24 protein-coding genes are annotated in these 26,201 nt (G+C 60.5%); 17 read left to right on the plus strand and 7 right to left on the minus strand.

From position 1 onward, the window contains the following. Positions 1-77: 77 nt before the first annotated feature. The 3 genes from LOY52_RS05085 to LOY52_RS05095 form a co-directional block, all read right to left on the minus strand. Positions 78-1,394, minus strand: coding sequence for an MFS transporter (locus LOY52_RS05085; protein ID WP_258678573.1), 1,317 nt, complete (start codon positions 1,392-1,394; stop codon positions 78-80). 358 nt (positions 1,395-1,752) lie between these two features. Then, positions 1,753-2,985, minus strand: a complete 1,233-nt coding sequence (locus tag LOY52_RS05090; protein WP_258678574.1) for an HlyC/CorC family transporter — start codon at positions 2,983-2,985, stop codon at positions 1,753-1,755. Between the two features lie 12 nt (positions 2,986-2,997). Then, a complete protein-coding gene (locus LOY52_RS05095) occupies positions 2,998-3,810 on the minus strand; it encodes an inner membrane protein YpjD (RefSeq protein WP_027610969.1) in 813 nt (270 codons plus the stop codon). A 195-nt stretch (positions 3,811-4,005) separates the two neighbouring features. Here LOY52_RS05095 and ffh point away from each other — a divergent pair, with 195 nt between their 5' ends. From ffh to LOY52_RS05125, 6 genes are all read left to right on the plus strand, one after another. Further along, a complete protein-coding gene (gene ffh, locus LOY52_RS05100; RefSeq protein WP_258678575.1) occupies positions 4,006-5,382 on the plus strand; it encodes a signal recognition particle protein in 1,377 nt (458 codons plus the stop codon). Positions 5,383-5,643: 261 nt separating this feature from the next. After that, positions 5,644-5,895, plus strand: coding sequence for a 30S ribosomal protein S16 (gene rpsP / locus LOY52_RS05105; RefSeq protein WP_003185073.1), 252 nt, complete (start codon positions 5,644-5,646; stop codon positions 5,893-5,895). Between the two features lie 5 nt (positions 5,896-5,900). Continuing rightward, on the plus strand, positions 5,901-6,437 hold the full coding sequence (gene rimM, locus LOY52_RS05110) for a ribosome maturation factor RimM (protein WP_003221979.1): 537 nt from the start codon (positions 5,901-5,903) through the stop codon (positions 6,435-6,437). A 3-nt stretch (positions 6,438-6,440) separates the two neighbouring features. Further along, entirely contained in the window at positions 6,441-7,193 is a 753-nt protein-coding gene (trmD, locus tag LOY52_RS05115; protein WP_095138289.1) for a tRNA (guanosine(37)-N1)-methyltransferase TrmD, read from the plus strand. Positions 7,194-7,238: 45 nt separating this feature from the next. After that, on the plus strand, positions 7,239-7,589 hold the full coding sequence (rplS, locus tag LOY52_RS05120; protein WP_003175895.1) for a 50S ribosomal protein L19: 351 nt from the start codon (positions 7,239-7,241) through the stop codon (positions 7,587-7,589). 149 nt (positions 7,590-7,738) lie between these two features. After that, on the plus strand, positions 7,739-8,152 hold the full coding sequence (locus tag LOY52_RS05125) for an acyl-CoA thioesterase (protein ID WP_108591035.1): 414 nt from the start codon (positions 7,739-7,741) through the stop codon (positions 8,150-8,152). Between the two features lie 106 nt (positions 8,153-8,258). On the opposite strand, the gene LOY52_RS05130 is transcribed toward LOY52_RS05125, so the two are convergent. After that, entirely contained in the window at positions 8,259-10,067 is a 1,809-nt protein-coding gene (locus tag LOY52_RS05130) for a sodium:proton antiporter (protein WP_258678576.1), read from the minus strand. Positions 10,068-10,175: 108 nt separating this feature from the next. Here LOY52_RS05130 and xerD point away from each other — a divergent pair, with 108 nt between their 5' ends. From xerD to LOY52_RS05165, 7 genes are all read left to right on the plus strand, one after another. Beyond that, a complete protein-coding gene (gene xerD / locus LOY52_RS05135; protein WP_096795208.1) occupies positions 10,176-11,072 on the plus strand; it encodes a site-specific tyrosine recombinase XerD in 897 nt (298 codons plus the stop codon). Between the two features lie 232 nt (positions 11,073-11,304). After that, positions 11,305-12,036 (plus strand): bifunctional protein-disulfide isomerase/oxidoreductase DsbC, encoded by a 732-nt coding sequence (dsbC, locus tag LOY52_RS05140; RefSeq protein ID WP_007967782.1) that lies wholly within the window; start codon positions 11,305-11,307, stop codon positions 12,034-12,036. Positions 12,037-12,167: 131 nt separating this feature from the next. Beyond that, positions 12,168-13,472 (plus strand): homoserine dehydrogenase, encoded by a 1,305-nt coding sequence (locus LOY52_RS05145; protein WP_007908972.1) that lies wholly within the window; start codon positions 12,168-12,170, stop codon positions 13,470-13,472. 66 nt (positions 13,473-13,538) lie between these two features. Next, positions 13,539-14,948, plus strand: a complete 1,410-nt coding sequence (gene thrC, locus LOY52_RS05150; RefSeq protein WP_027610971.1) for a threonine synthase — start codon at positions 13,539-13,541, stop codon at positions 14,946-14,948. A 119-nt stretch (positions 14,949-15,067) separates the two neighbouring features. Then, positions 15,068-16,435, plus strand: a complete 1,368-nt coding sequence (locus LOY52_RS05155) for a transporter substrate-binding domain-containing protein (protein ID WP_258679826.1) — start codon at positions 15,068-15,070, stop codon at positions 16,433-16,435. Positions 16,436-16,550: 115 nt separating this feature from the next. Further along, positions 16,551-16,958, plus strand: a complete 408-nt coding sequence (locus tag LOY52_RS05160; protein ID WP_258678577.1) for a response regulator — start codon at positions 16,551-16,553, stop codon at positions 16,956-16,958. 162 nt (positions 16,959-17,120) lie between these two features. Next, positions 17,121-17,402, plus strand: a complete 282-nt coding sequence (locus tag LOY52_RS05165) for a DUF3509 domain-containing protein (protein ID WP_258678578.1) — start codon at positions 17,121-17,123, stop codon at positions 17,400-17,402. Between the two features lie 176 nt (positions 17,403-17,578). On the opposite strand, the gene LOY52_RS05170 is transcribed toward LOY52_RS05165, so the two are convergent. Beyond that, the gene (locus LOY52_RS05170) at positions 17,579-18,559 is read right to left on the minus strand and encodes a TIGR02285 family protein (protein WP_408980420.1); all 981 of its coding nucleotides are present in this window, start codon (positions 18,557-18,559) and stop codon (positions 17,579-17,581) included. Then, positions 18,486-19,685: a CaiB/BaiF CoA-transferase family protein gene (locus LOY52_RS05175; RefSeq protein ID WP_258678580.1), complete on the minus strand. Its 1,200-nt coding sequence runs from the start codon at positions 19,683-19,685 to the stop codon at positions 18,486-18,488. The genes LOY52_RS05170 and LOY52_RS05175 overlap by 74 nt, the downstream gene beginning before the upstream one ends. A 146-nt stretch (positions 19,686-19,831) precedes the next feature. On the opposite strand from LOY52_RS05175, the gene LOY52_RS05180 reads away from it, so the two are divergent. The 4 genes from LOY52_RS05180 to LOY52_RS05195 all read left to right on the plus strand — a co-directional run bounded on the left by LOY52_RS05180 (position 19,832) and on the right by LOY52_RS05195 (position 24,131). After that, positions 19,832-20,374, plus strand: coding sequence for a YaeQ family protein (locus LOY52_RS05180; RefSeq protein WP_047601370.1), 543 nt, complete (start codon positions 19,832-19,834; stop codon positions 20,372-20,374). Positions 20,375-20,429: 55 nt separating this feature from the next. Next, positions 20,430-22,139 (plus strand): single-stranded-DNA-specific exonuclease RecJ, encoded by a 1,710-nt coding sequence (recJ, locus tag LOY52_RS05185; protein WP_258678581.1) that lies wholly within the window; start codon positions 20,430-20,432, stop codon positions 22,137-22,139. A gap of 268 nt (positions 22,140-22,407) precedes the next feature. Then, a complete protein-coding gene (locus tag LOY52_RS05190) occupies positions 22,408-23,514 on the plus strand; it encodes an NADH:flavin oxidoreductase/NADH oxidase (RefSeq protein ID WP_258678582.1) in 1,107 nt (368 codons plus the stop codon). A gap of 83 nt (positions 23,515-23,597) precedes the next feature. Further along, on the plus strand, positions 23,598-24,131 hold the full coding sequence (locus LOY52_RS05195) for a GNAT family N-acetyltransferase (protein WP_258678583.1): 534 nt from the start codon (positions 23,598-23,600) through the stop codon (positions 24,129-24,131). 152 nt (positions 24,132-24,283) lie between these two features. Here LOY52_RS05195 and LOY52_RS05200 read toward each other — a convergent pair whose 3' ends face one another. Further along, the gene (locus LOY52_RS05200) at positions 24,284-25,912 is read right to left on the minus strand and encodes a glucan biosynthesis protein D (protein WP_258678584.1); all 1,629 of its coding nucleotides are present in this window, start codon (positions 25,910-25,912) and stop codon (positions 24,284-24,286) included. Positions 25,913-26,201: the final 289 nt, after the last annotated feature.

A 26,201-nucleotide genomic window follows, 5' to 3' on the forward strand; every position in this document is an offset into this window, starting at 1 on the left:
CGCGAGCAAGCTCGCTCCCACAGGGAAATGCATTCCAATGTGGGAGCGAGCCTGCTCGCGAAGCTTTTGATCTTCCGTCAGGCAACCTGATTCAGATCGTTATTCCTCGTTTCCTTCAGGCACAGCACAGCAATCAGGCTGAGCACCGCTGCCGCCGACACATACCCACCGACATAACTCAAACCACCCATCGCCACCAGTTTCTGCGCAAAGAACGGAGCCGCCGAGGCGCCGACGATCCCGCCGAGGTTGTAAGCGGCCGATGCGCCGGTATAGCGCACGTGGGTCGGAAACAGTTCCGGCAGCAGCGCGCCCATCGGGGCAAACGTCACACCCATCAAGAACAGCTCGATGCACAGGAACAGCGCCACACCCCAGGTCGAACCTTGTGTCAGCAACGGCTCCATCAGGAACCCGGACAGTATCGCCAGTACACCGCCGACGATCAGCACCGGTTTGCGCCCGTAACGATCGCTGGCCCAGGCGGACAACGGTGTTGCCGCGGCCATGAACAGCACGGCAAAACACAGCAGTCCAAGAAACGTCTCACGGCTGTAGCCGAGGGTGGACACGCCGTAGCTCAGGGAAAACACCGTCGAGATATAAAACAGCGCATAGCACACCACCATGGCCGCTGCGCCGAGCAGGGTGGGCGACCAGTACTGGCTGAACAGCTCGACCAGCGGCACCTTCACTCGCTCCTGACGGGCGATAGCGTTGGCGAATACCGGGGTTTCGTGCAGTTTCAAGCGCACATACAGGCCGACCATCACCAGTGCCGCGCTGAGGAGGAATGGAATCCGCCAGCCCCAGCTGCGGAACTGCTCGTCATCGAGGGTCATGGCCAGGGTCAGAAACAGGCCGTTGGCTGCGAGAAAGCCGATCGACGGACCAAGCTGCGGGAACATGCCGAACCACGCCCTTTTGCCCTTGGGCGCATTCTCCGTGGCCAGCAACGCCGCGCCACCCCATTCGCCACCCAAGCCCAGTCCCTGACCGAAACGCAGCACACACAACAGAATCGGTGCCCAGGCGCCAATGCTGGCGTAACCGGGCAGCACGCCGATCAACGTGGTGCAGACGCCCATCAGCAACAGCGAGGCGACCAGTGTCGATTTGCGCCCGATACGGTCACCGAAGTGGCCGAACAGCGCCGAACCCAGAGGACGGGCGAGGAAGGCGATGCCGAAGGTGAGGAACGCCGAAAGCATTTGCGCGGTGCCGGACGTCTGCGGAAAGAACACCGGCCCGATAACCAGTGCGGCGGCCGTGGCGTAAACGTAGAAGTCGTAGAACTCGATAGCGGTGCCGATGAAACTCGCTGTCGCCACGCGGGTGGCGGAGTTGGTCGGCTGGGCAGGCGCGGTGGCGCTGTAAGCGGTACTGGTCGTCATGCGGTGATCCCTGACAGTCATGAGCTCCGTTGGAGCGAATTATTATGGTTGAACACCCAGGGATGTGGGATGAGGCGCGAGCGCTGTTTCGAGTAGGAACAGTCGTCGGGGTCGTGCGGAAAATGGCCGAAACCGCCTTAGTGCGGGGTAAGCACAGGGCTCGGCAGCGCTTGGGTAAGCGGCTCGATTATAGGAAGGGGGCTAACGATCAAACAAGAGCAAAAGATCGCAGCGGATTGACGTCGATTGATCTTCCTGTGGCGAGGGAGCTTGCTCCCGCTGGGTTGCGAAGCGACCCCAACACATTTACGGCCGCTGCGCGCCCGAGCGGGAGCAAGCTCCCTCGCCACAAAAGCGCTTAAACCTTGGCAGTCGCCGCGCTCGTATGCCAGATCAGCACCTTGCTCACCCGGTTGTCCTCGGTCTCGAGAATCTCCAGCCGGTAGCGTCCGATCTTCAGGCACACCGCGCTTTCCGGAATGCTCTCCAGTGCCTCGGTCACCAGGCCGTTGAGGGTCTTTGGCCCGTCGCTCGGTAAATGCCAGCCCAGGCATTTGTTCAACTCGCGGATCGACGCAGTGCCGTCGATCACCATGCGCCCGTCGGCCTGCGGATGGATGTGCGGGTTGTCGAGGCTGTGCTCGCTTTCGAATTCGCCGACGATTTCTTCGAGAATGTCTTCCAGAGTGACGATGCCCAGTACTTCGCCGTACTCGTCCACCACCATGCCCAAGCGGCGCTGCTGCTTGTGGAAATTCAGCAATTGCAGTTGCAGCGGCGTGCTTTCCGGGACGAAGTACGGCTCGTAGCTGGCGGCCAGCAGCGCTTCGCGGGTCAGTTGGCCGTCGTTGAGCAGATGGCGGATCTGCCGGGTGTTGAGCACCGCTTCGACCTGGTTGATGTCGCTGTGAAACACCGGCAGGCGCGTGCGCTTGTTGTGGCGCAGTTGTTCGATGATCTCTTCGATCGAGTCGTCGAGGTTGATGCCGTCGACATCGCTGCGCGGCACCAGAATGTCATTGACCGTGATGTTGTCCAGCGCGTGGATGCCTGAGACCGGATGGGTGCGAGACGGGTGTTCCGGATCGTTATCAGGGTCGGCAGGTTCTTCGTCTTCACTTTGCTGCACCACCTGGGGTTTGCGCGCGAAGGGGCGCAGTAGCAGACCGCTGATGCGGCTCAGCAGCCAGGCCAGCGGGTAAAGAATCTTCAGCGGAACGGCCAGCAGGGTATTGCCGAACGACAGCACCGCATCCGGATAGCGCTGGGCCACGGTGCGCGGAAAGTAATCGGCAAACACCAGCAACACGGCACCGGCGCCGAGGCAGGCGGCCCACGGGCCGTTTTCTTCGCAAAGGAAGATTGCCAGCAGTGTGGCAATGACCACCGCGAGGGCGCGGCACAGGGTGTTGCACAGGATCAGACTGTCGAGCGGGAAGCTCAGCTTTGCCAGCGGCTTATCGCTGGCGCGCGAGGCGGTGCGTTGCGCGAGCAGGTGCTGCTGCGCGATTTCGACGGCGGTAAACAGCCCCGACCATAAAATCAGCAGGACAAATACCGCGAGCATCGGCCCTATGGGCAAACCGTCCATTTATGCCGCCCGTCAGATGTGCAGGATGTATTCACGAACCAGTTTGCTGCCGAAATACGCCAACATCAGCAGGCAGAAACCGGCGAGGGTCCAGCGAATCGCCTTGTGGCCGCGCCAGCCGAGGCGATTGCGGCCCCACAGCAGCACGCTGAACACGATCCACGCCAGGCACGCCAGCAGGGTCTTGTGCACCAGATGCTGGGCGAACAGGTTCTCGACGAACAGCCAGCCGGAGATCAGCGACAGCGACAGCAGTGTCCAGCCAGCCCAGAGGAAGCCGAACAACAGGCTTTCCATGGTTTGCAACGGCGGGAAGTTCTTGATCAGGCCCGACGGGTGCTTGTGCTTGAGCTGGTGATCCTGCACCAGCAGCAGCAAGGCCTGGAACACCGCGATGGTGAACATGCCGTAGGCAAGGATCGACAGCAGGATGTGAGCGAGGATGCCCGGCTCTTCGTCGATGATCTGCACCGTACCGGCCGGGGCGAACTGTGCCAGCAGCACCGTCGCCGCGCCGAGCGGGAACAGCAGCACCAAGAGGTTTTCCACCGGGATCCGCGAGCAGGCCAGCAGCGTCAGGGCGATGACGGCCGCGGCGATCAGGCTGGCGGCGCTGAAGAAGTCCAGGCCCAGGCCGATCGGCGTCAGCAGGTGAGTGAGCAGGCTGGCGCTGTGGGCCAGCACGGCGAGGATGCCGAGCGTAACCAGCAGGCGCTTGTTCGCCTTGGCGCCGGAGGCCAGGCGGGTGCCCTGATAAAGGGTCGCAGCGGCATAAAGAAGCGCGGCGGCGATGGTAGTCAGCAAACTGGGTGACAAGGGGAGCATAAATCCTGTTAGGCAGGCCCGAAAGGCGCTGAGTTTGGCATAGAACCGCCACACCACGAAAGTGCGAGGTGTCCGCCCGACGCAGTCTTCGCTATAATCCGCGACCTGCCCACGCCGCAGGCTCGCCGAGCACATGTTGAATCCGGTCTGGGCCGCCATTATCCCGGTCTACACAGGGCCTGAAAGGATCGCGCAATGTTTGAAAACTTAACCGACCGTCTCTCGCAGACGCTGCGCCATGTCACCGGCAAGGCGAAGCTGACTGGAGACAATATCAAAGACACCCTGCGCGAAGTGCGCATGGCGTTGCTCGAAGCCGACGTCGCCCTGCCGGTGGTCAAGGACTTCGTTAACTCGGTCAAGGAGCGCGCTGTCGGCACCGAGGTGTCGCGCAGCCTGACGCCGGGCCAGGCATTCGTGAAGATCGTCCAGGCCGAACTCGAAAGCCTGATGGGCGCGGCCAACGAAGACTTGAACCTGAGCGCCGTGCCGCCCGCCGTCATTCTGATGGCCGGTTTGCAGGGTGCCGGTAAAACCACCACCGCCGGCAAACTCGCGCGCTTCCTTAAAGAACGCAAGAAGAAGTCGGTGATGGTCGTGTCGGCGGACATCTACCGTCCGGCTGCGATCAAACAGCTGGAAACCCTGGCCAACGACATCGGCGTGACGTTCTTCCCGTCCGATCTGAGCCAGAAGCCGGTCGACATCGCGACCGCTGCTATTAAAGAAGCAAAGCTGAAATTCATCGACGTGGTCATCGTCGACACCGCCGGTCGTCTGCACATCGACGAAGAGATGATGGGCGAGATCAAGGCGCTGCACGCCGCGATCAACCCGGTTGAAACCCTGTTCGTGGTTGACGCCATGACCGGTCAGGACGCCGCCAACACGGCCAAGGCCTTCGGTGATGCGCTGCCGCTGACCGGGGTGATCCTGACCAAGGTCGACGGCGATGCCCGTGGCGGTGCCGCACTGTCGGTCCGCGCGATCACCGGCAAGCCGATCAAGTTCATCGGTATGGGCGAGAAGAGCGAAGCGCTCGATCCGTTCCACCCTGAGCGTATCGCTTCGCGGATCCTCGGCATGGGCGACGTGCTCAGCCTGATCGAACAGGCCGAAGCGACCCTCGACAAGGACAAGGCCGATAAACTGGCCAAGAAGCTGAAGAAGGGCAAGGGCTTCGACCTCGAAGACTTCCGCGATCAACTGCAACAGATGAAGAACATGGGCGGCCTCGGCGGCCTCATGGACAAACTGCCGAGCATCGGCGGCGTCAACCTGTCGCAAATGGGCAATGCCCAAAACGCCGCAGAGAAGCAATTCAAACAGATGGAAGCCATCATCAATTCCATGACCCCGGCCGAGCGCCGCGACCCTGAGCTGATCAGCGGTTCGCGCAAACGCCGGATCGCCATGGGTTCCGGCACTCAGGTGCAGGACATCGGTCGCTTGATCAAGCAGCACAAGCAGATGCAGAAGATGATGAAGAAATTCACCGCCAAAGGCGGAATGGCGAAAATGATGCGCGGCATGGGCGGTATGTTGCCCGGCGGCGGCATGCCGAAAATGTGATTCAGGACACCATGACTTCGCCGGTCGTCGCACCGGCGCAGACCCTGCAAGGACGCAGGATCAACAGCAAACCCGCACTCGGCGGGAGCTGACTGGCCGTTTTCATCGACGGCTCTATATGCAAATCCGCACGGCATGCCATAGGCGCCGGAAAAAGTCATTTGCAAAAGTCCGGATATTCCTTAGAATATGCGGCCTTTCGGGCACCCATGCCCGCTGTGCATTTAGATTTGCAGCACCGACTACAGGAACGATGTTCACATGCTAACAATCCGTCTTGCCCTTGGCGGCTCCAAAAAGCGCCCGTTTTACCACCTGACCGTAACCGACTCGCGTAACCCGCGTGACGGCTCCCACAAAGAACAGGTTGGTTTCTTCAACCCTGTTGCCCGTGGTCAGGAAATCCGTCTGTCCGTGAACCAAGAGCGCGTAGCCTACTGGCTGAGCGTTGGTGCACAGCCATCTGAGCGTGTTGCTCAGTTGCTGAAGGAATCTGCCAAGGCTGCAGCCTGAGCAGTATGAGCGCGACGCCAGAAAAAGCTGATGACCTGATCGTTGTCGGCAAGATTTTTTCGGTTCACGGCGTTCGCGGCGAGGTGAAGGTCTTTTCCTTTACCGATCCGATTGAAAACCTGTTGGACTACCGCAACTGGACGCTTCGGCGCGAAGGCGTGGTGAAACAGGTCGAGCTGGTCAGCGGCCGATCCACTCAAAAGGATCTGGTTGCCAAGCTCAAAGGCCTCGACGATCGCGATGAAGCCCGTCTTCTGAGCGGTTACGAGATTTGCATCTCACGAAGCCTTTTGCCCAACCTGACAGGCGACGAGTACTACTGGTACCAGTTGCAGGGTCTGAGCGTCATCAACCAGGACGAGCAATTGTTCGGCAAGGTTGATCACCTGTTGGAGACCGGCGCGAACGATGTATTGGTGGTCAAGCCCTGCGCGGGCAGCCTGGATGATCGCGAGCGGTTGTTGCCCTATACGGAGCAATGCGTGCTGGCAATCGACCTGGATGCAGGCGTGATGCGGGTGGAATGGGACGCGGATTTCTAAGCAATGGCCAGCCTGCGCGTAGACGTCATTACGCTGTTCCCCGAGATGTTCTCGGCCATCAGTGAGTACGGCATTACCAGTCGTGCGGTCAAACAGGGGCTGTTGCAGCTGACCTGTTGGAATCCGCGGGATTACACGACGGATCGGCATCACACTGTGGACGATCGCCCGTTTGGCGGTGGTCCGGGCATGGTGATGAAGATCAAGCCCCTGGAAGATGCTCTGGTTCAGGCCAAGGCAGCAGCCGGGGAGGCGGCGAAGGTGATTTACCTGTCCCCCCAAGGCCGTCAACTGACTCAGTCGGCGGTACGCGAGTTGGCAAGATCGGATGCATTGATCCTGATTGCCGGCCGCTATGAAGGCATTGACGAGCGCTTTATTGAGGCTCATGTCGATGAAGAGTGGTCGATTGGTGACTATGTACTGTCTGGCGGCGAGCTGCCGGCCATGGTCATGATCGATGCGGTTACACGACTGCTGCCCGGAGCTTTAGGGCATGCGGATTCCGCTGAGGAAGATTCCTTTACGGATGGTCTGCTGGATTGCCCGCACTACACCCGACCTGAGGTGTATGCGGATCAGCGTGTTCCCGACGTGTTGCTGAGTGGCAATCACGCGCATATCCGGCGTTGGCGTTTACAGCAGTCCCTTGGTCGGACCTATGAACGACGCGCCGATCTTCTGGAAAGCCGCTCGCTTTCTGGAGAAGAGAAGAAGCTGCTCGAGGAATACATCCGCGAGCGGGACGATAGTTAACAACGTATCGATGGTAGATCAGTTGATTTACCTTAGGAGCACAGCATGACCAACAAAATCATCCTTGCACTCGAAGCAGAGCAGATGACCAAAGAAATCCCTACCTTTGCCCCAGGCGACACCATTGTCGTTCAGGTGAAAGTGAAGGAAGGCGATCGTTCCCGTCTGCAAGCGTTCGAAGGCGTTGTAATCGCCAAGCGTAACCGCGGCGTGAACAGTGCGTTCACCGTTCGTAAAATCTCCAACGGTGTTGGCGTAGAACGTACTTTCCAGACCTACTCCCCGCAGATCGACAGCATGGCTGTCAAACGTCGCGGTGACGTACGTAAAGCCAAGCTGTACTACCTGCGCGACCTGTCGGGTAAAGCAGCTCGCATCAAGGAAAAACTGGCTTAAGTCCAGCTTCCGATGCAGAAAAAAGCAGCCTACGGGCTGCTTTTTTGTTGCCCGCAATAAACTGCCCCCACTGTGTAGGAGCTGCCGAAGGCTGCGATCTTTTGATCTTGCTTTTAATTCGGAAGCCCGCGATTTACGAGCAATAACCCATGACCACTCGCGACCAGGAAATCCAGCGCCGTACCGAACTCTCGGTGACCCGCGTGACCAAAGCCGTCTTCCCGCCGACCACCAACCACCACAACACCCTCTTCGGCGGCACCGCGCTGGCATGGATGGACGAAGTGTCGTTCATCACCGCCACGCGCTTCTGCCGCCTGCCGCTGGTGACTGTTTCAACCGACCGCATCGACTTCAACCACGCGATCCCGGCCGGCTCCATCGTCGAACTGGTCGGTAAGGTGATCAAGGTTGGCAATACCAGCCTCAAGGTCGAGGTAGAAGTGTTTGTCGAGAGCATGAGTTGCGATGGCCGCGAGAAGGCGATCCATGGACAGTTCAGCTTTGTGGCGATCGATGATGACAAGCGGCCGGTGCCGGTGCTGCCCGGATTTCCTGCCTGATCCGGAACCGAGTCGCGCCATTCGTGAGCAGGCTCGCTCCCACAGGTTTTGTGTCGGACACAATTTCCGATCACTGTGGGAGCGACCATGCTCGCGAAGCGTCAGCTCAGGCGCCGCTGGCCTCCGGCTGAATCAACGCCAGCAACGTCCACCCGGATCCCGGTTTCAAAGCGGTCTCCGGCGTCACCACATGCACCCAGCCACTGTCATCGCGCATGAACAGCAAGGTCGCCCGATTGCCATGCAATGCCTGGTAATCCTCCCAAGCGAACCCGTCCGTCAACGTCGTGCTGTACAGCTCGGCGCCGTTGCTGATCAGACTGGCCAGCTTGGCGTAGGTCAGCGCCTCGCTCCCCAGCTGATTGCCGCGATGTTCCAGGCTTGCCCGGTGCTTGTCGCTGCGACGGCTTTCCTGACCGCTGGCCAGACCAAACAGGCGTTGATGACCAAAGTCGTGTCGAAAACGCATCGCCGCCAAGGTATTCAGCTCGCCTGAAGGCGATAACGCCAATAGATGCCCCAGCCCGACCAGATCCAGATGCGCATCGGCATGCTGCGAGGCCGGGTTGCCAAAGTACGTCGGCAACCCCTCCATGCGCGCCGCACGGATATTCTCCCAGCTCGAATCGGTCAGCAGCACGCGGCTGCCCAGTTGCTGCAATGACTTGCCCAGCAGCCGCGCCGGGCCGTTGGCGCCGACGATCAGGAAGCCGCTCGGCGCCGGTTCAGCGACGTTCAGCAAGCGTGCCAGTGGCCTAGCGGTTGCGCTTTGCAGCACCACGGTGCCGATGATCACGGCGAAGGTCAGTGGAACCAGCAGCAGCGCACCTTCGTGCCCGGCCTGATCCAGACGAATCGCGAAAATCGCCGACACCGCCGCCGCCACGATCCCGCGCGGGGCGATCCAGCACAGCAGGGCGCGTTCACGCCAGCTCAGGCTGGAGCCGGCAGTGCTCAACAGCACGTTCAGCGGGCGCGCGATCAGTTGAATCACCAGCAGCAGAATCAGCACCAACGGCCCGAGGCCGATCAAGGCATGCAGATCCAGGCGCGCCGCCAGGAGGATGAACAACCCGGAAATCAGCAGCACGCTGAGGTTTTCCTTGAAGTGCAGGATGTGCCGCACATCCACGCCCTTCATGTTCGCCAGCCACATGCCCATCAGTGTCACCGCGAGCAGGCCGGACTCGTGCATCACCTGATTCGACGCGATGAAAATCCCCAACACCGCCGCCAGCGAGGCGAGGTTGTGCAGGTATTCCGGCAGCCACTGGCGACGGATGATGGTGCCCAGCACCCAGCCGCCGAGCACGCCGAATACGCTGCCGCAGACAATCACGCCGCCGAAGGTCAGCAGACTCTGTTCGAGGCCGTTGCCCTCGGAGCGGGCGATGATGAAGCTGTAGACCACCACCGCGAGCAGGGCGCCGATCGGGTCGATGACGATGCCTTCCCAGCGCAGGATGTTGGCGATCGAGGCTTTCGGTCGCACCACCCGCAGCATCGGCACGATTACCGTCGGGCCGGTCACCAGCGTCAGGCTGCCGAACAGGATCGCCAGCAGCCAGTCGAAGCCGAGCAAGAAGTGGGTCGCGACGGCAATCACCACCCAGGTCGTGAGCGCGCCGATTGTCACCAGCCGATGCACGACGCTGCCGATCTCGCGCCATTCCGACAGGTGCAGGGTCAGACTGCCTTCAAACAGGATCAACGCTACCGCCAGCGACACCAGCGGCATCAGCAGCGGGCCGAACATTTCCTGCGGGTCGAGCCAGCCGAGCACCGGCCCGGCGAGTATCCCGGTCAGCAACAGAAACAGAATCGCCGGCAGCTTCAAGCGCCACGCCAGCCACTGGCAACCCAGCGCCGCGGCGCCGATCCCGCCAAATGCCAGGAGAATTTGCTGCTCGTTCATTGAAGCTCCCTGTTCCTTGAAATTGCGGGCTATGAAAGACTAGCGGCCATTCCTACAGTTCACTCTACATTTGCGCACAGCCCCGGAGGTTGTGTGTCTTGAGCGCCCATGCCTGCCATCGACCATCCGCTGATTGACCAATTCCTCGACGCCCTGTGGCTGGAAAAAGGCCTGTCCGACAACACCCGCGGCGCCTACCGCAGCGATCTGGCGCTGTTCAACGGCTGGCTGCAGGAGAAAAACCTCGAGCTGATCAATGCCGGTCGCGAGTTGATCCTCGATCACCTGTCCTGGCGTCTGGAACAGAACTACAAACCGCGCTCCACCGCCAGATTTCTTTCCGGTGTGCGTGGTTTTTATCGCTATCTGCTGCGGGAAAAGCTGATCAGCGTCGATCCGACCTTACGCGTCGACATGCCGCAACTGGGTCGTCCGTTGCCCAAGTCGTTGTCGGAAGCCGACGTCGAAGCGCTGCTCAAGGCACCGGATCTGAGCGAAGCCATCGGCCAGCGTGACCGCGCCATGCTTGAGGTGCTGTACGCCTGTGGTCTGCGGGTGACCGAACTGGTCAGCCTGACGCTGGAGCAGGTCAACCTGCGTCAGGGCGTGTTGCGGGTGATGGGCAAGGGCAGCAAGGAGCGGCTGGTGCCGATGGGCGAAGAGGCGATTGTCTGGGTCGAGCGCTATATGCGTGATGGCCGTAGCGAGCTGCTCGGCGGGCGCCCCAGCGATGTGCTGTTCCCCAGCCAGCGCGGCGAGCAGATGACCCGCCAGACCTTCTGGCACCGGATCAAGCATTGGGCCAAGGTCGCCGGGATCGGCAAATCGCTGTCGCCGCACACGTTGCGCCACGCCTTCGCCACGCACCTGCTCAACCACGGCGCCGATCTGCGGGTGGTGCAGATGTTGCTCGGGCACAGTGATCTGTCGACCACGCAGATTTACACCCATGTCGCCCGGGCCCGTCTGCAAGACCTGCATGCCAAACACCACCCAAGAGGCTGATGCCCCCTGTAGGAGCTGCCGAAGGCTGCGATCTTTTGATCTTGCTTGTGATTTCAAAAACAAAGTCAAAGGATCGCAGCCTTCGGCAGCTCCTACATGTCTTGTGTCAGGCGCATTCGGCCATGCGAGCCTTATGTGGTAGGCTTTGCCGGTTTGCACGATGGACGGTTATGACCCGGTGTTCCGGCACGGGCGTTCTGACCGTTTCATTTGTCCGCCTTCAGGAGTTCTCATGCGTCTGACCCAGATTTTCGCCGCCGCAGCCATTGCGTTGGTCAGCACCTTTGCCGTCGCCGATGACGCGGCCGACAAAGCCATTCGTCAAAGCCTGGAAAAACTCGAACTCGAGGTTCCGGTAGAAAGCATCAGCGCCAGCCCGTTGCCGGGCATGTATGAAGTCAAGCTCAAGGGCAGCCGCGTGCTGTACGCCAGCGCTGACGGCCAGTACATCGTTCAGGGCTACCTGTTTCAGCTCAAGGACGGCAAACCGGTCAACCTGACCGAGAAAACCGAGCGCCTGGGCATCTCCAAGCTGATCAATGCCATTCCAGTGGCCGAAACCGTGGTGTATCCGGCGGTGGGCGAGACCAAATCGCACATCACCGTGTTCACCGACACCACCTGCCCGTACTGCCACAAGCTGCACGCCGAAGTGCCTGAGCTGAACAAGCGCGGCATCGAAGTGCGTTACGTGGCGTTCCCGCGTCAGGGCCTCGGCTCGCCGGGTGACGAGCAGTTGCAAGCCGTGTGGTGCTCGACCGACAAGAAAGCCGCCATGGACAAAATGGTCGATGGCAAGGAAATCAAGGCCGCCAAGTGCGCGAACCCGGTTTCCAAACAGTTCGCTTTGGGTCAGTCGATTGGCGTGAACGGCACACCGGCTATCGTTTTGGCCGACGGACAGGTCATTCCGGGCTACCAGCCGGCGCCACAAGTCGCCAAACTGGCGCTGGGCGCCAAGTAATTCGCATCGTCACGGTCAGCCTTTGACGATCATGGTCCGGCGGTAACTTCGCCGGGCCATTAATAGAGAGCCGCGAACACGCGGTTGTTTTCCGGCCGACCTTGCGTCGGCCGTTTCATGGGGAGTTCACAGTGAATCCGGTCAAAGTAGGCATCTGTGGGTTAGGGACCGTCGGTGGCGGTACCTTCAACGTACTTCAGCGCAACGCCGAGGAAATTGCTCGTCGTGCCGGGCGTGGGATCGAAGTGGCACAAATTGCCATGCGCACGCCAAAGCCTCAGTTCCAGACGACCGGTATTGCGATTACCAACGATGTCTTCGAAGTGGCCACGAACCCTGAGATCGACATCGTCATAGAGCTGATGGGCGGCTACACCGTTGCCCGCGAGCTGGTACTCAAGGCCATCGAGAATGGCAAGCATGTGGTCACCGCGAACAAGGCACTGATTGCCGTTCACGGTAATGAAATTTTCGCCAAGGCACGCGAGAAAGGCGTGATCGTGGCGTTCGAAGCGGCTGTGGCCGGTGGCATTCCGGTGATCAAGGCGATCCGTGAAGGCCTGTCCGCCAACCGCATCAACTGGGTAGCCGGGATCATCAACGGTACCGGTAACTTCATCCTCACCGAAATGCGCGAGAAGGGTCGCACCTTCGAAGACGTGCTGGCCGAAGCGCAAGCGCTGGGCTACGCCGAGGCCGATCCGACCTTCGACGTCGAAGGCATCGACGCGGCGCACAAGCTGACGATTCTGGCGTCGATCGCGTTCGGCATTCCGCTGCAATTCGACAAGGCCTACACCGAAGGCATCACCAAGCTGACCACCGCTGATGTGAACTACGCCGAAGCGCTGGGCTACCGCATCAAGCACCTCGGCGTGGCCCGCAGTACCGCTGCCGGCATCGAGCTGCGCGTACACCCGACGCTGATCCCGGCTGATCGTCTGATCGCCAACGTCAACGGCGTGATGAACGCCGTGATGGTCAATGGTGACGCTGCCGGTTCGACCCTGTTCTACGGCGCCGGTGCCGGCATGGAGCCGACCGCGTCGTCGGTGATCGCCGACCTGGTGGACGTGGTTCGCGCCATGACGTCCGATCCGGAAAACCGCGTGCCGCACCTGGCCTTCCAGCCGGACTCGCTGTCGGCGCATCCGATCCTGCCGATCGAAGCCTGCGAAAGCGCCTACTACCTGCGCATCCAGGCCAAGGACCATCCAGGCGTACTGGCTCAGGTGGCGAGCATCCTCTCGGAGCGCGGCATCAACATCGAGTCGATCATGCAGAAGGAAGTCGAGGAACACGACGGTCTGGTACCGATGATCCTGCTGACCCACCGCGTGGTCGAGCAGCGTATCAACGATGCGATCGCTGCCCTCGAAGCCCTGGCCGGCGTGAATGGTCCGGTTGTACGGATCCGCGTCGAGCACCTGAACTAAGTCGTTGTCCTGCAGTGGCCCCGTGAAAGGGGTCACTGTTGTGCACACTCTCCACTGGAGTCAGTCATGCGTTACATCAGTACCCGCGGCCAGGCACCGGCCCTGAATTTCGAAGACGTCCTGCTGGCCGGTCTGGCCACTGACGGCGGTCTGTACGTCCCGGAAAACCTGCCACGTTTCACCCAGGAAGAAATCGCTTCCTGGGCCGGCCTGCCGTATCACGAGCTGGCTTTCCGGGTCATGCGCCCGTTTGTCACCGGCAGCATCCCGGACGCCGATTTCAAGAAGATCCTCGAAGAAACCTACGGTGTGTTCTCGCACAGCGCCGTTGCGCCGCTGCGTCAGCTCAACGGCAACGAATGGGTGCTCGAGCTGTTCCACGGCCCGACCCTGGCGTTCAAGGACTTCGCCCTGCAACTGCTCGGGCGTCTGCTCGATTACGTGCTGGAAAAGCGCGGCGAGCGCGTGGTCATCGTCGGTGCCACCTCGGGTGACACCGGTTCGGCCGCCATCGAAGGCTGCAAGCACTGCGAAAACGTCGACATCTTCATCCTGCACCCGCACAACCGTGTGTCCGAAGTGCAGCGTCGGCAGATGACGACGATTGTCGGCGAGAACATCCACAACATCGCCATCGAAGGCAACTTCGATGACTGCCAGGAAATGGTCAAGAACAGCTTCGCCGATCAGAGCTTCCTCAAGGGCACGCGCCTGGTAGCGGTGAACTCGATCAACTGGGCGCGGATCATGGCCCAGATCGTCTACTACTTCCACGCAGCCCTGCAGCTGGGCGGCCCGGCGCGTTCGGTGGCGTTCTCGGTACCGACCGGCAACTTCGGCGACATCTTCGCCGGTTACCTGGCGCGCAACATGGGCCTGCCAATCAACCAGTTGATCGTCGCCACCAACCGCAACGACATCCTGCACCGCTTCATGAGCGGCAACCAGTACGTCAAGGAAACCTTGCACGCCACGCTGTCGCCGTCGATGGACATCATGGTTTCGTCGAACTTCGAGCGCCTGCTGTTCGACCTGCACGGTCGCAACGGCGCGGCCATCGCCGGTTTGATGGATTCGTTCAAGCAGGGCGGTGGTTTCAGCGTCGAGCAAGAGCGCTGGACCGAAGCCCGCAAGCTCTTCGACTCGCTGGCCGTGGACGATGCGCAAACCTGCGAAACCATCGCTGAAGTCTACGCGCAGTGCGGCGAAGTGCTGGATCCGCACACCGCCATTGGCGTCAAGGCCGCCCGCGAATGCCGTCGCAGCCTGGACATCCCGATGGTGATCCTGGGTACCGCACATCCGGTGAAATTCCCGGATGCCGTGGAGAAAGCGGGTGTAGGAAAAGCTCTCGAACTGCCTGCACATCTTTCTGATTTGTTTGAGCGAAACGAGCGCTGCACCGTTTTGCCGAACGAACTGAAAGCCGTACAGGCCTTTGTCAGCCAGCATGGCAACCGTGGCAAGCCGCTGTAAGTCGAAAAAGCTGTCACATTTTGAAGCCCGTCTCCTGACGGGCTTTTTTGTTTCTGCTGCCACACTGCTCGGGTTTTCGCCCACGTAAGACGGGTGAGTCGATCACGAAGGAAGTGGCAATGCAGTTTGAGAGAGGATGGAAATACACCCTGAACGGCTTTTTTTTAGTTTGCCTGCTGAGTTGCTGGCGTCCGGTCACGGCGGCGCAACTGGCGTTGCACCACGAGGAGCCGCTGAACGTCGCGCCCATCGCTCTGGACGAGCACGAGCGCCAATGGGTTCGCGACAACCCCAGGGTCATCGTCGCGTCCGTGCAATATCCGTTGTACCTGTTCCAGGACGAGCACGGCCACTGGAGTGGCCTGAACAGTGATGTGCTCAGGCGTATCAGCGCCATGACCGGGTTGCAATTCGTTTACCACGAAACGTTTTCCACCGATCAGTTGCTTGAGCGCCTCGAAAGCGGCTTGGCGGACATGACCACGACCCTGGCAATGAATGATGAACGCAAGTCGGCCCTGGATTTCAGCCACGCGTTTGGCGGTGCTGGCTGGGTTTTCGTCGGACACGTGGATCAACCGGTCGTGCGCTCATTCGAGCAACTGAGCAAACGGGTTCTGGTGCTACCGACGCGGCACGCGCTGGAAAGCGTCATTCGGCGCGATTATCCCTCCATCGAAATCCGTTCGGTCAAAACCTACGCCGAGGCACGGGCGCTGGTTGAAAGTGGGGAGGCCTACGCCACGATCGAAAATGAAATCGGTTCGCAACTGTATCCGTCCGGCCTGCTTAAGGTTGGCGAGTTGCTGGAGGGTAAATGGGAAGCCGATCATCTGACCTTGCGCAAGGGGCAACCGGAGCTCTTGAGCATACTGAACAAGGCCCTTGAAGCCTTTCCCGCGACCGAGTTACGGGCCATACGTCTGAAGTGGCTGGGTGGTCTTCACCCGAAACGGGCGTCAGCCGATCGACAGCTAGTGGCCCGGCTCGGCTGCTGGGGGCTGTTCGCCGGCAGTGTTTTTTTGATCCTGTCGCTGATCTGGAATCGTCGCCTGGCAGTTGTGATCAAGCAGCGCAGCGAAGTGCAAAGGCATCTGGGGGATCAACTGGTGTTCCAGCGTGCGCTGATTGATGCGATGCCTGATCCAGTGTTCGTGCGGGATCTGGAGGGGCGGCTGATCCTGTGTAACAAAAGCTATGAAGAAGCGCTGTCGATCCGTTTCGACCAGGTTCAGGGGCGGCGCCTGATTGATCTCGAGGTGCTGCCGCCAACCACTGCCAGCCTGCTCCATGGTGAGTTCATGGCCCAGTTGCGCACACGCCGGACACGCTTCAGCAAACGCTGGTTACAGTTCAATACGGGGACCCGGGAGATTTATCAGTGGACAGTGCCGTTCTATAGCGCGGATGGTGAATTGCGCGGTTTGCTCGGTGGCTGGACTGACATCACCCGGCGCAATGACATAGCGGGATTAAGTCCAGGCTAAAGTTAGGAAAGTTCCTATACGGCGCGCAGCCTTTTCCGATGGGAGGCTGAAGGAGGCTGCCCTAGAGTGGATGCCAACTGCGGGAAATCCGCGATTGCTGTCCCGGAGGCCGCCCTTGCGCTCGCTCAAAGTCCTGATTCTCGAACCTGACCCCTATCAAATGATGGCTTTGCACCAGATGCTCAACGCCGTCGGCATTTACGACGTGCTGACAGCGCCATCGCTGGCATCAGCCAAGTGCTCGCTGGAGCGCCGTTCCCGGGTAGACATTGCAATCTGCGATCCACAGTTGCGAGGCGGTGAGGGGCTGGCGTTGATTCGCCATCTGGCGACCGAACAGCAAGCCAGGGCGCTCATTCTGCTGGGCCGGACGCCGCCGGGCCTGTTGAGCGATCTCGAAAGCCTGTTCCACGAGCACGAGCTGAAATTGCTGGGGCGTCTGCAAACGCCGGTCTCGGCCGTGCTGATGCGCGGGCTGCTGGACAACTACCTGCAAGCGGCAGCCCACCCGGCGCGTGCTTGAGCCAATGGTTATGTTTCTGTCATCTTCACCGTGCATGCTCTGACAGACCGCTAACTGCTCCGGAAGCAGCGCGGTATTCAGAACTTTCTTCTCGGGCCGGTGGTCATTTATTGTGAACACGCCCCAGGCACAATGTTTTCGGACTATTGAGTGGAGATCGAGATGGAAAGTATCAGTCTATTGCTCGGTGAGGCTCTGAGCCCGTATCAGGTGACGTTGACTCCGTGTGGCACCCATGGCGAATGCCTGGTGACCTTGAGGAACAGCAGCGGCGCCCTCGTGGTGGAGCGCGAATTCAATCAGGCGCAGTTGAGCGACAAACGCCTGCTGACCGATGTGGTCGACGGTTTGCACCGCGATGTGCTGATCGCCGAAGGGCGGCTGGAGCCCTGTGTGATCGCGGCCTTGCGCAATGCAGCACTGGATAAGCGCGCGGCATTATGAAGATGAAATATTTTTTGTGGGAACCTTCCTGCATCCCTGTCAGTCAGACCCCGTAACAGCAGGATCAAGCATTGTGCTCCGGTGCTTGTCGCTTGCTGCTACGGGTCTTTATATAGACCGCGTTTAACCCCGAGTCGTCTCCCCACTTCTCGGGGTTTCTTTTTGCCCGCAGGTTTTTATTGCGCGGCCTGCTGCTCGAAAAAAGTCCGCGCCTGTTGCAGGTAATCCGGGCGCATTTCGGGGTCCAGCCAGTCGGCATACGACTGGTTCAGTGGTTCATGGGGCAGGGTCCGCAGCAGTTGGTTGATCTCAGTGATCGCCTGACGGCCCTGGGGCGTATCGGAACACCCGACGTAACCAGACAGATATTTGCCGGTGCCGCGAATCGGATAGAACACCAGTTCGTCTTCGGCAATTTGCGCCTGCTGCGCCTGATAGCGGATCTCCGGCCAGTAACCCAACACTACCTGCAGACGCCCCAGGCGCTGCATCGACAGCAGACTGCTCAGGGCGTCGTTGCCATAATGCGGCGTCAGTGCACCGTCCGGGGCCTGCTTGAGTAGCGTGTCGAGATACTCGCCGTAACTGCGCTCGGCGACGACTCCGACCCTGGTTTCGCCGTTGGCCAGAAATGCCGTCAGATCGACTTCACCGTCGATCAGGTACGGCACCAGTACGCCGCGATCCTTCTGACGCACCACCAGACCATTACTGACAGCGCGAAACGCCGGGATAGAGAAGGCGATCCATTGCGTGCGCTCCTTGCTCCAGATCAGCGAGGGATCGCAGGTGAAGGACGGCTCGTGCAGCATCTGCATGCCCCGGGCGCGATTGACCCGCATCAGCGTGTGTTCGTATTGCGGCATGCCGGCGATCAGCATCGGCATCAGTTGATCGATCACACCCTGGCCCTTTTTCGGGCCTTCGAAGATGGTCAGGGGCGGCAGGTCGCGCAACAGCCAGACCAGCGTGGGTTTCGCTTGCGCCCAGGCGGGCAGGGCGAGCAGAAACAACAGCCCGAACAGCCGCCACGTCCACCAGTGGTGGGCGCGGTTGGCGTCCAATGTCTGCCGATGTTTCAGGTTAAATAGCTCCGTCTGTGCGCAACCGGGCGATCTGCTGTTCGTCGTAGCCAAGATCGTGCAGTACCTGCGCATTGTGTTCACCGAGCTGCGGCCCGACCCATTCGGAAGTGCCCGGTGTCTCAGAGAGTTTCGGCACGATGCCCGGCATCTTGAAAGGCTTGCCGTCCGGCAGTTTCGCCTGCAGGAACATTTCCCGGGCGAGGTACTGCGGATCGCTGAACATGTCCTCGGCACTGAAGATCCGGCTGGCCGGCACTTCCGCCTGATTGAGCAGGTCGAGCACGCTTTGCAGCGGCAGCGAATTGACCCAGCGGTCGATCACGCCATACAACTCGTCACGGCGACTGTCGCGCCCGTCGTTGCTCGCCAGTGTCGGGTCGTTGGCCAGATCCTCCCGGCCGATGATCAGCATGAAGCGCTTGAAGATCGCGTCGCCATTGGCGCCGATCTGCACATGCTTGCCGTCGGCGCTGGTATGGATCGATGACGGCGTGATGCCCGGCATGATGTTGCCGGTGCGCTCGCGGATGAAGCCGAACACGTCGAACTCCGGCACCATGCTTTCCATCATGGCGAAAATCGCCTCGTACAACGCGACATCGACCACCTGACCGAGGCCGCCGTTGACCTCGCGATGACGCAGCGCCATCAGCGCGCCGATCACGCCCCACAGCGCGGCAATCGAGTCGCCGATGGAAATCCCGGTGCGCACCGGGGGCCGGTCGTCGAAGCCGGTGATGTAGCGCAAACCGCCCATGGACTCGCCGACCGCGCCGAAGCCCGGTTGATCCTTCATCGGCCCGGTCTGGCCGAAACCCGAGAGGCGCACCATCACCAGTTTCGGGTTCAGGGCATGCAGGGTTTTCCAGCTCAGCCCGAGTTTTTCCAGGACACCGGGGCGAAAGTTCTCGATCAGGATGTCGGCTTCGCCCAGCAGTTTTTTCAGGATCGCCAGGCCCTCGGGGTGCTTGAGGTTCAGGGTCAGCGACTTCTTGTTACGCGCCTGGACGAACCACCACAGCGAGGTGCCTTCATACAATTTGCGCCACTTGCGCAGCGGATCACCGCCGTCGGGCGATTCGATCTTGATCACTTCGGCGCCGAACTCGCCGCAAATGCGCGAGGCGAACGGCCCGGCAATCAACGTACCCAATTCAATGACTTTCACACCGCTGAGCGGTTTGTTGGCGAACGGCATACTGAATCCTGTAGGACAAGGCTGAGCGGATACAGCGTTTTAACATAGCCGGCTGTCAGACGCCGCAGGTTGATCGCCATCAATTCGATGATTGCCTACGGCATCGGTTAGACTTGCCGACTTTCCTCGTATCAAGAAGCCCGTTCATGGCCCAGCCGTCTACCACTTACAAATTCGAACTGAACCTCACCGACCTCGACCGCAGCATCTACGAGAGCGTCAAGCAGACCATCGCCCGTCACCCTTCGGAAACCGAAGAGCGCATGACCGTGCGGCTGCTGGCCTACGCCCTCTGGTACAACGAGCAGTTGTCGTTTGGCCGTGGTCTGTCGGACGTGGATGAACCTGCGCTGTGGGAAAAAAGCCTGGATGACCGCGTGCTGCACTGGATCGAAGTCGGTCAGCCAGACGCTGATCGCCTGACCTGGTGCTCGCGTCGCACCGAACGCACCAGTCTGCTGGCCTATGGCAGCCTGCGCGTGTGGGAAACCAAAGTGATCCCGGCGATCAAGAACCTGAAGAACGTCAACATCGCCGCTGTGCCGCAGGAAGTGCTGGAAACCCTGGCCAAGGACATGCCGCGCGTCATCAAGTGGGACGTGATGATCAGCGAAGGTACGATCTTCGTCACCGACGACCGCGGTCAGCATGAAGTCCAGTTGCAATGGCTGCAAGGTGAACGCGGCTGATCCTGCGTCGTTCACTGATTAATCCCACGTATTCAAGAGAAGTTTCCGTTACCCCATGCGTATTGATCCTCGACCGTTGCCTGCCACGCTGCCGTTTCTCGGTGACCTGCCACCTTTGCTGACCCGTTTGTACGCGGCGCGGGGTGTGCAGTCCGAGGCGGAGCTGGATAAAAGTCTGGCGCGGCTGATTCCGTTCCAGCAGCTCAAGGGCATCGAGGCGGCAGTGGATCTGCTGGTGACGGCGCTGGAGCAGCGTCAACGGATTCTGATCGTCGGAGACTTCGACGCCGATGGCGCGACGGCCAGCACGGTCGGCGTGCTCGGCTTGCGTCTGCTGGGCGCGGCGCATGTCGATTATCTGGTGCCGAACCGCTTCGAATACGGCTATGGCCTGACCCCGGAAATCGTCGAAGTCGCCCTGACCCGCGAACCGCAGTTGTTGATCACTGTCGACAACGGCATCTCCAGCGTGGAAGGTGTGGCGGCGGCGAAAAAGGCCGGGCTCAAGGTGTTGATCACCGACCACCACTTGCCCGGCGATGAACTGCCGCTGGCCGATGCGCTGGTCAACCCGAACCAGCCCGGTTGCGAGTTTCCGAGCAAGGCGCTGGCCGGGGTCGGGGTGATTTTCTACGTGTTGATGGCCTTGCGCGCGCGCCTGCGCAGCCTCGGCTGGTACGAGAGCAAGCCGCAGCCGAACATCGGTGAACTGCTGGATCTGGTGGCGCTGGGCAGCGTTGCCGACGTGGTGCCGCTGGACGCCAACAACCGGATTCTGGTGCATCAGGGCCTGGAGCGGATTCGCGCCGGGCGCGCGCGGCCGGGGATCAAGGCGATTCTTGAAGTGGCCAAGCGTGATGCGGCGCGGATTACCTCCACCGACCTGGGTTTTATCGTCGGCCCGCGCCTGAACGCGGCGGGGCGCCTGGATGACATGAGCCTCGGGATCGAATGCCTGCTCACCGCCGATGCCAATCTGGCGCGGGAAATGGCTGCGCAACTGGACGGCTTGAACCAGGATCGCAAATCCATCGAGCAGGGCATGCAGCGCGAGGCGCTGGCCCAGCTTAAGGATTTGCCGGTGGAATCGATGCCGTTCGGCCTGTGCCTGTTCGATCCCGAGTGGCACCAGGGCGTGATCGGCATTCTCGCCTCGCGCATGAAAGAACGTTATTTCCGCCCGACCATTGCCTTTGCCGACGCCGGTGACGGGTTGCTCAAGGGCTCCGGACGTTCGGTGCAGGGTTTCCACATTCGCGATGCCCTGAGCGTGGTGGCGGCGCAGCATCCGAACCTGATCGCCAAGTACGGTGGCCACGCGATGGCGGCCGGCCTGACCTTGCCACAAGAGAATTTTCCGCTGTTCGCCGAGGCTTTCGATGCCGAAGTGCGTCGGCAACTTCGTGAGGAGGACCTGACCGGGCGCATGCTTTCGGATGGCACGCTGGCGGTCGAGGAATTCCATCTGGAACTGGCCCGCGCCCTGCGCCATGCCGGGCCTTGGGGCCAGCACTTTCCGGAGCCGCTGTTCCACGGCGTGTTCCAGTTGGTCGAGCAGCGGGTGGTCGGCGAGCGGCACCTCAAAGTGGTGCTGAAAAGCGAGTGCGGGTCGGTGAAGCTGGATGGCATTGCCTTTGGTATTGACCGCGATGTCTGGCCGAACCCGACCATTCAGTGGGTCGAGCTGGCTTATAAGCTCGACGTTAACGAGTTTCGGGGTAACGAGACGGTGCAATTGATGATTGCCCACATCGAACCGCGCTGACGCCATTCGCGAGCAGGCTCGCTCCCTCAGGCACGGTGTTGTCTTTGTGGGAGCGAGCCTGCTCGCGAAAGCATCCTTTCACACACTGAATCACTCTGAACCCTCCCTCATCCCCGGTTGTCGACTAGGCTCTAAGCACTGCTTGATTGGCCTTGTGACGTCTTGTCGAATTTTTTGCCCGCGGGGGCGGGTGCTGCACCATTTCCTGTCACTCGTCGACTTTTCAAACAGAACCCTGGAGCCTGCCCACTGATTTGAGAGGTGCCCCATGAGTCTGCTGCTCGAACCCTTTACCCTTCGCCAACTGACCCTGCCCAACCGCATCGCCGTGTCGCCGATGTGCCAGTACTCCAGCGTCGACGGTCTGGCCAACGACTGGCATCTGGTGCACTTGGGCAGTCGCGCGGTGGGCGGTGCCGGCCTGATTTTTACCGAGGCCACGGCGGTCACCGCCGACGGGCGGATCACCGCCGAAGACCTCGGTTTGTGGAACGACGAACAGATCGAACCGTTGCAACGCATCACCCGTTTCATCACCGCTCAGGGCGCGGTTGCTGGCATTCAACTGGCCCATGCCGGGCGCAAGGCCAGCACCCATCGGCCATGGATCGGCAAACACGGTAGCGTCAAACCGGAGGATGGCGGCTGGATTCCGGTCGGGCCGTCACCGATTGCCTTCGACCCGCAACACACGCAACCCAAGCAGCTGGATGAAGGGCAAATCGCCGAAGTCATCCAGGCCTTCGTCGCCGCCGCCAAACGCGCACTGACCGCAGGTTTCAGCGTGGTCGAGGTGCATGCTGCCCACGGTTATCTGCTGCATCAGTTTCTGTCGCCATTGAGCAATCAGCGCCGCGACCAATACGGTGGTTCGTTCGAAAACCGCATTCGGCTGGTCTTGCAAGTCACCGAGGCCGTGCGCGAGGTCTGGCCGCAAGAGTTGCTGGTGTTTGTCCGGGTTTCGGCCACCGACTGGGTGGAAGACGGCTGGAACCCGGATGAAACCGTGGAGCTGGCGCGCCGCCTCAAGGCACTGGGAGCGGATCTGATCGACGTCTCTTCCGGTGGTACCGCCGCCAACGCCGAGATTCCTGTGGGGCCGGGTTATCAGACGCGCTTTGCCGAACGGGTGCGCAAGGAATCAGGCATCGCCACCGGCACCGTCGGCATGATCACCGAGCCGGCGCAGGCCGAGCACATTCTGCGCACCTGTCAGGCCGACATCATCTTCCTCGCCCGCGAGTTGCTGCGTGACCCGTACTGGCCGCTGCATGCCGACGATGATTTGGGCGGGCGCAAAGCGGTGTGGCCGGCGCAGTATCAGCGCGCGACCCATCGTGATCAGCCGATTCACGAGTCTGATCTGCGCGATTGATTTCAGGTCTGGGTAACGTCTATAAAGCCCGCCATTGAACCGGCGGGTTTTTTCTTGCCTGCCATTTGCCAAGGACGTCGAGCATGTTGATCGAACGAGAACTGACCGAACACGACTTGCCGTTGCTGGCGCAGATCGACCGTAGCGAGCTGGTGGAGGAGTGCTTTCGGTTGGAAAAAGGTGAATTGATTCTGTATCCGGTGCATTTCGACATGCGTGGCTGGCCGGAAGGCGAAGCTGAGGAAAACGCGGTGGCGCTGGAGAAGTGCTTGCGGCGCGGTGGCTGGTTGTACGGGGTTTTCGATGGGCAGGCGCTGGTCGCGGCGGTGGTTGTGGATAACCGGGTTATTCACAATCAGGGACTGAGCATGCGTCAGCTGAAGTTTCTGCACATCAGCCGTGTTTACCGGGGGCAAGGGTTGGGGGCGAGGCTGTTTGCGCTGGCCTGTGAGCAGGGGCGGCGATTCGGTGCCGAGGCGTTGTATGTTTCAGCGACTGAATCGCGCAACACTGTGGAGTTTTATCAGAGACAGGGTTGCCGGTTGGTTGATCAACCGGATCCGGAGTTATTCGCTCTGGAACCCTGCGATATCCATTTGCACTGTCCTCTCGGCTGACAACATTCCCTGTAGGAGCTGCCGAAGGCTGCGATCTTTTGACTTTCACGGGGCATGAACAAGATCAAAAAATCGCAGCCTTCGGCAGCTCCTACAGGGATTCGTTCTGCTCAAAAAGCCAATGTAGAGGCCCATGCAGGCGCCTCACATCATCAAGGATACTTGCGCTTGTCCGGCGCCGGCGGGAAGTACTGGTACAACCAGGTCTCGCTCAACGTGCGGTCATTGGTGCGGATGAACAGCCGCAGTTCCACCGGATCGACACTGTCACTGGTCGGGTACCAGTCGAACAGGATCCGGTAACCCTTGATGTCATCGAGCACCAGCACGCTGAAGTCCTGGACCTTGCCATTGGAGCAGGTGACCACCGGTTCGATCCCGGTACCCTGCGGCAGGCGATCCAGACCGCCACCGGTGAAGTCCACGGCAAAACGTCGCGCCCAGACCGGCGGGTAATGCTCGCCTGGTGCCCAGCCTTCGACGAAGCCACCCATACCCGACCGGGTCGCATGCACCCGCGCCAGGGGCGTGCCGACCGGCGGCAGGGCGCTCCAGTAAAGCTTGTAGCCATAGTTCAGCGAGTCGCCTGCGGCCACTGGCTTCTTTGGGGTCCAGAACGCGACGATGTTATCGAGCGTTTCGCCGGTGGTTGGAATTTCCAGCAGGTCGATGGAGCCTTCGCCCCACGCGGTGGTCGGTTCGACCCACAGGCTCGGGCGCTTGCTGTACCAGTCGACGGTGTCCTGATAGTTGGCGAATTCGTGGTCGGTCTGCACCAGTCCGAAGCCTTTCGGATCGGTGTCGGCGAACGCGTTGAACTGCAGGGTCGCCGGGTTGTTCAGCGGGCGGCAGATCCACTCGCCGTTGCCGCGCCACATCGCCAGGCGATCGGAGTCGTGGATCTGCGGGTGAATGGTGTCGCACATGCGGCGTTCGTGGGTGCCGCAGCTGAACATGCTGGTCATCGGCGCGATGCCCAGTTGTTCGATGGCGGTTCGCGCGTTGATGTGGGCGTCGATCTCCATCACCACGCGCTCGGCCTGGCAATCGATGTCGAAGCGGTAGGCACCGGTGGCGCTCGGCGAGTCGAGCAGCGCATAGACCACAAAACGCGTGGCGTTCTGCTCCGGGGTCTCGAACCAGAATTTGGTGAAGTCGGGAAATTCTTCGCGCTTCTTCGCGTAAGTGTCGACGGCCAGACCGCGAGCGGAGAGGCCATATTGGCCAGTGGCATCCACTGCGCGGAAATAACTGGCGCCGAGAAACGACACCACGTCATGGCGATCCAGCTCCGGCGCCTTGAACAGCTTGAAGCCGGCGAAACCCAGATCGCCCTTGAGCTGCTGGGTGTCGACTGAGGTGTTTTCATAGTTGAACAGCGTCGGGCGAAAATGCACTTCGCGGGCGGTACGGGTCTTGGGATCGACGCTGTACATGCGCACCGGCTGACGGAAACCCATGCCGACGTGGAAGAACTGCACGTCCAGCTGACCCTTGTTTTCCTTCCACAGCGAATGATCGCCGTCGTAGCGGATCGCGTTGAAGTTCTGCGGGGTCATGGTCGCCAGAGTCGGCGGCAGCACCTGTTTGCTGTCCTGATAGGCCGAGCCGGCCAGTTGCTTGGCCTGACGCTTGAGCGCTTCGAAGTCGAAGGCCTGCGCTTCACCATCGGCAGCGCCACCATTGGCGGCCCAGGCACGGGCGGCCAGCAGGCCGGAAGCCGAGAGACCGGTGTAAGCCGCAATGGCCATCGACGCTTTGAGCAAATTCCTGCGGTGCATAAATACAACCTGTCGTGAGCAATCCCGCGCCGTTCCTGGCACGTGCTGGATCAGAAATTACGGTTCGGACAAGCCTTCGGCCAAACGCAACGGACTATAAACAGATGCCGGCTAGCTTAAACGGTTCGCTCGCCGAGCAAAATTCGTTGATTCACAGTGACAGAGTGTCAATGAAACAAGACATGTCGGTTAAAAATCTGACAGGGCGTTCTGATTTATACGGCATATCTGCTTTTTTCGACTAATTACTCTAAAAACCGCTTTTCAGCGCCGATTTAATTTCTATTCT

Source organism: Pseudomonas sp. B21-051 (assembly GCF_024748795.1).
GTDB classification, from domain to species: Bacteria; Pseudomonadota; Gammaproteobacteria; order Pseudomonadales; family Pseudomonadaceae; genus Aquipseudomonas; species Aquipseudomonas putida_A.

What these genes read in the sequence shown, in the direction of transcription:
- LOY52_RS05190 (WP_258678582.1), top strand. Translation starts at nt 22,408, where the DNA reads ATGAGTCTGCTGCTCGAACCCTTTACCCTTCGCCAACTGACCCTGCCC.
- LOY52_RS05165 (WP_258678578.1), top strand. Translation starts at nt 17,121, where the DNA reads ATGGAAAGTATCAGTCTATTGCTCGGTGAGGCTCTGAGCCCGTATCAG.
- rplS (WP_003175895.1), top strand. Translation starts at nt 7,239, where the DNA reads ATGACCAACAAAATCATCCTTGCACTCGAAGCAGAGCAGATGACCAAA.
- LOY52_RS05085 (WP_258678573.1), bottom strand. Translation starts at nt 1,394, where the DNA reads ATGACGACCAGTACCGCTTACAGCGCCACCGCGCCTGCCCAGCCGACC.
- xerD (WP_096795208.1), top strand. Translation starts at nt 10,176, where the DNA reads ATGCCTGCCATCGACCATCCGCTGATTGACCAATTCCTCGACGCCCTG.
- LOY52_RS05130 (WP_258678576.1), bottom strand. Translation starts at nt 10,067, where the DNA reads ATGAACGAGCAGCAAATTCTCCTGGCATTTGGCGGGATCGGCGCCGCG.
- LOY52_RS05155 (WP_258679826.1), top strand. Translation starts at nt 15,068, where the DNA reads ATGCAGTTTGAGAGAGGATGGAAATACACCCTGAACGGCTTTTTTTTA.
- LOY52_RS05195 (WP_258678583.1), top strand. Translation starts at nt 23,598, where the DNA reads ATGTTGATCGAACGAGAACTGACCGAACACGACTTGCCGTTGCTGGCG.
- LOY52_RS05175 (WP_258678580.1), bottom strand. Translation starts at nt 19,685, where the DNA reads ATGCCGTTCGCCAACAAACCGCTCAGCGGTGTGAAAGTCATTGAATTG.
- dsbC (WP_007967782.1), top strand. Translation starts at nt 11,305, where the DNA reads ATGCGTCTGACCCAGATTTTCGCCGCCGCAGCCATTGCGTTGGTCAGC.
- rpsP (WP_003185073.1), top strand. Translation starts at nt 5,644, where the DNA reads ATGCTAACAATCCGTCTTGCCCTTGGCGGCTCCAAAAAGCGCCCGTTT.
- rimM (WP_003221979.1), top strand. Translation starts at nt 5,901, where the DNA reads ATGAGCGCGACGCCAGAAAAAGCTGATGACCTGATCGTTGTCGGCAAG.
- LOY52_RS05200 (WP_258678584.1), bottom strand. Translation starts at nt 25,912, where the DNA reads ATGCACCGCAGGAATTTGCTCAAAGCGTCGATGGCCATTGCGGCTTAC.
- thrC (WP_027610971.1), top strand. Translation starts at nt 13,539, where the DNA reads ATGCGTTACATCAGTACCCGCGGCCAGGCACCGGCCCTGAATTTCGAA.
- LOY52_RS05095 (WP_027610969.1), bottom strand. Translation starts at nt 3,810, where the DNA reads ATGCTCCCCTTGTCACCCAGTTTGCTGACTACCATCGCCGCCGCGCTT.
- trmD (WP_095138289.1), top strand. Translation starts at nt 6,441, where the DNA reads ATGGCCAGCCTGCGCGTAGACGTCATTACGCTGTTCCCCGAGATGTTC.
- recJ (WP_258678581.1), top strand. Translation starts at nt 20,430, where the DNA reads ATGCGTATTGATCCTCGACCGTTGCCTGCCACGCTGCCGTTTCTCGGT.
- LOY52_RS05125 (WP_108591035.1), top strand. Translation starts at nt 7,739, where the DNA reads ATGACCACTCGCGACCAGGAAATCCAGCGCCGTACCGAACTCTCGGTG.
- LOY52_RS05180 (WP_047601370.1), top strand. Translation starts at nt 19,832, where the DNA reads ATGGCCCAGCCGTCTACCACTTACAAATTCGAACTGAACCTCACCGAC.
- LOY52_RS05170 (WP_408980420.1), bottom strand. Translation starts at nt 18,559, where the DNA reads ATGCGCAGGTACTGCACGATCTTGGCTACGACGAACAGCAGATCGCCC.
- ffh (WP_258678575.1), top strand. Translation starts at nt 4,006, where the DNA reads ATGTTTGAAAACTTAACCGACCGTCTCTCGCAGACGCTGCGCCATGTC.
- LOY52_RS05090 (WP_258678574.1), bottom strand. Translation starts at nt 2,985, where the DNA reads ATGGACGGTTTGCCCATAGGGCCGATGCTCGCGGTATTTGTCCTGCTG.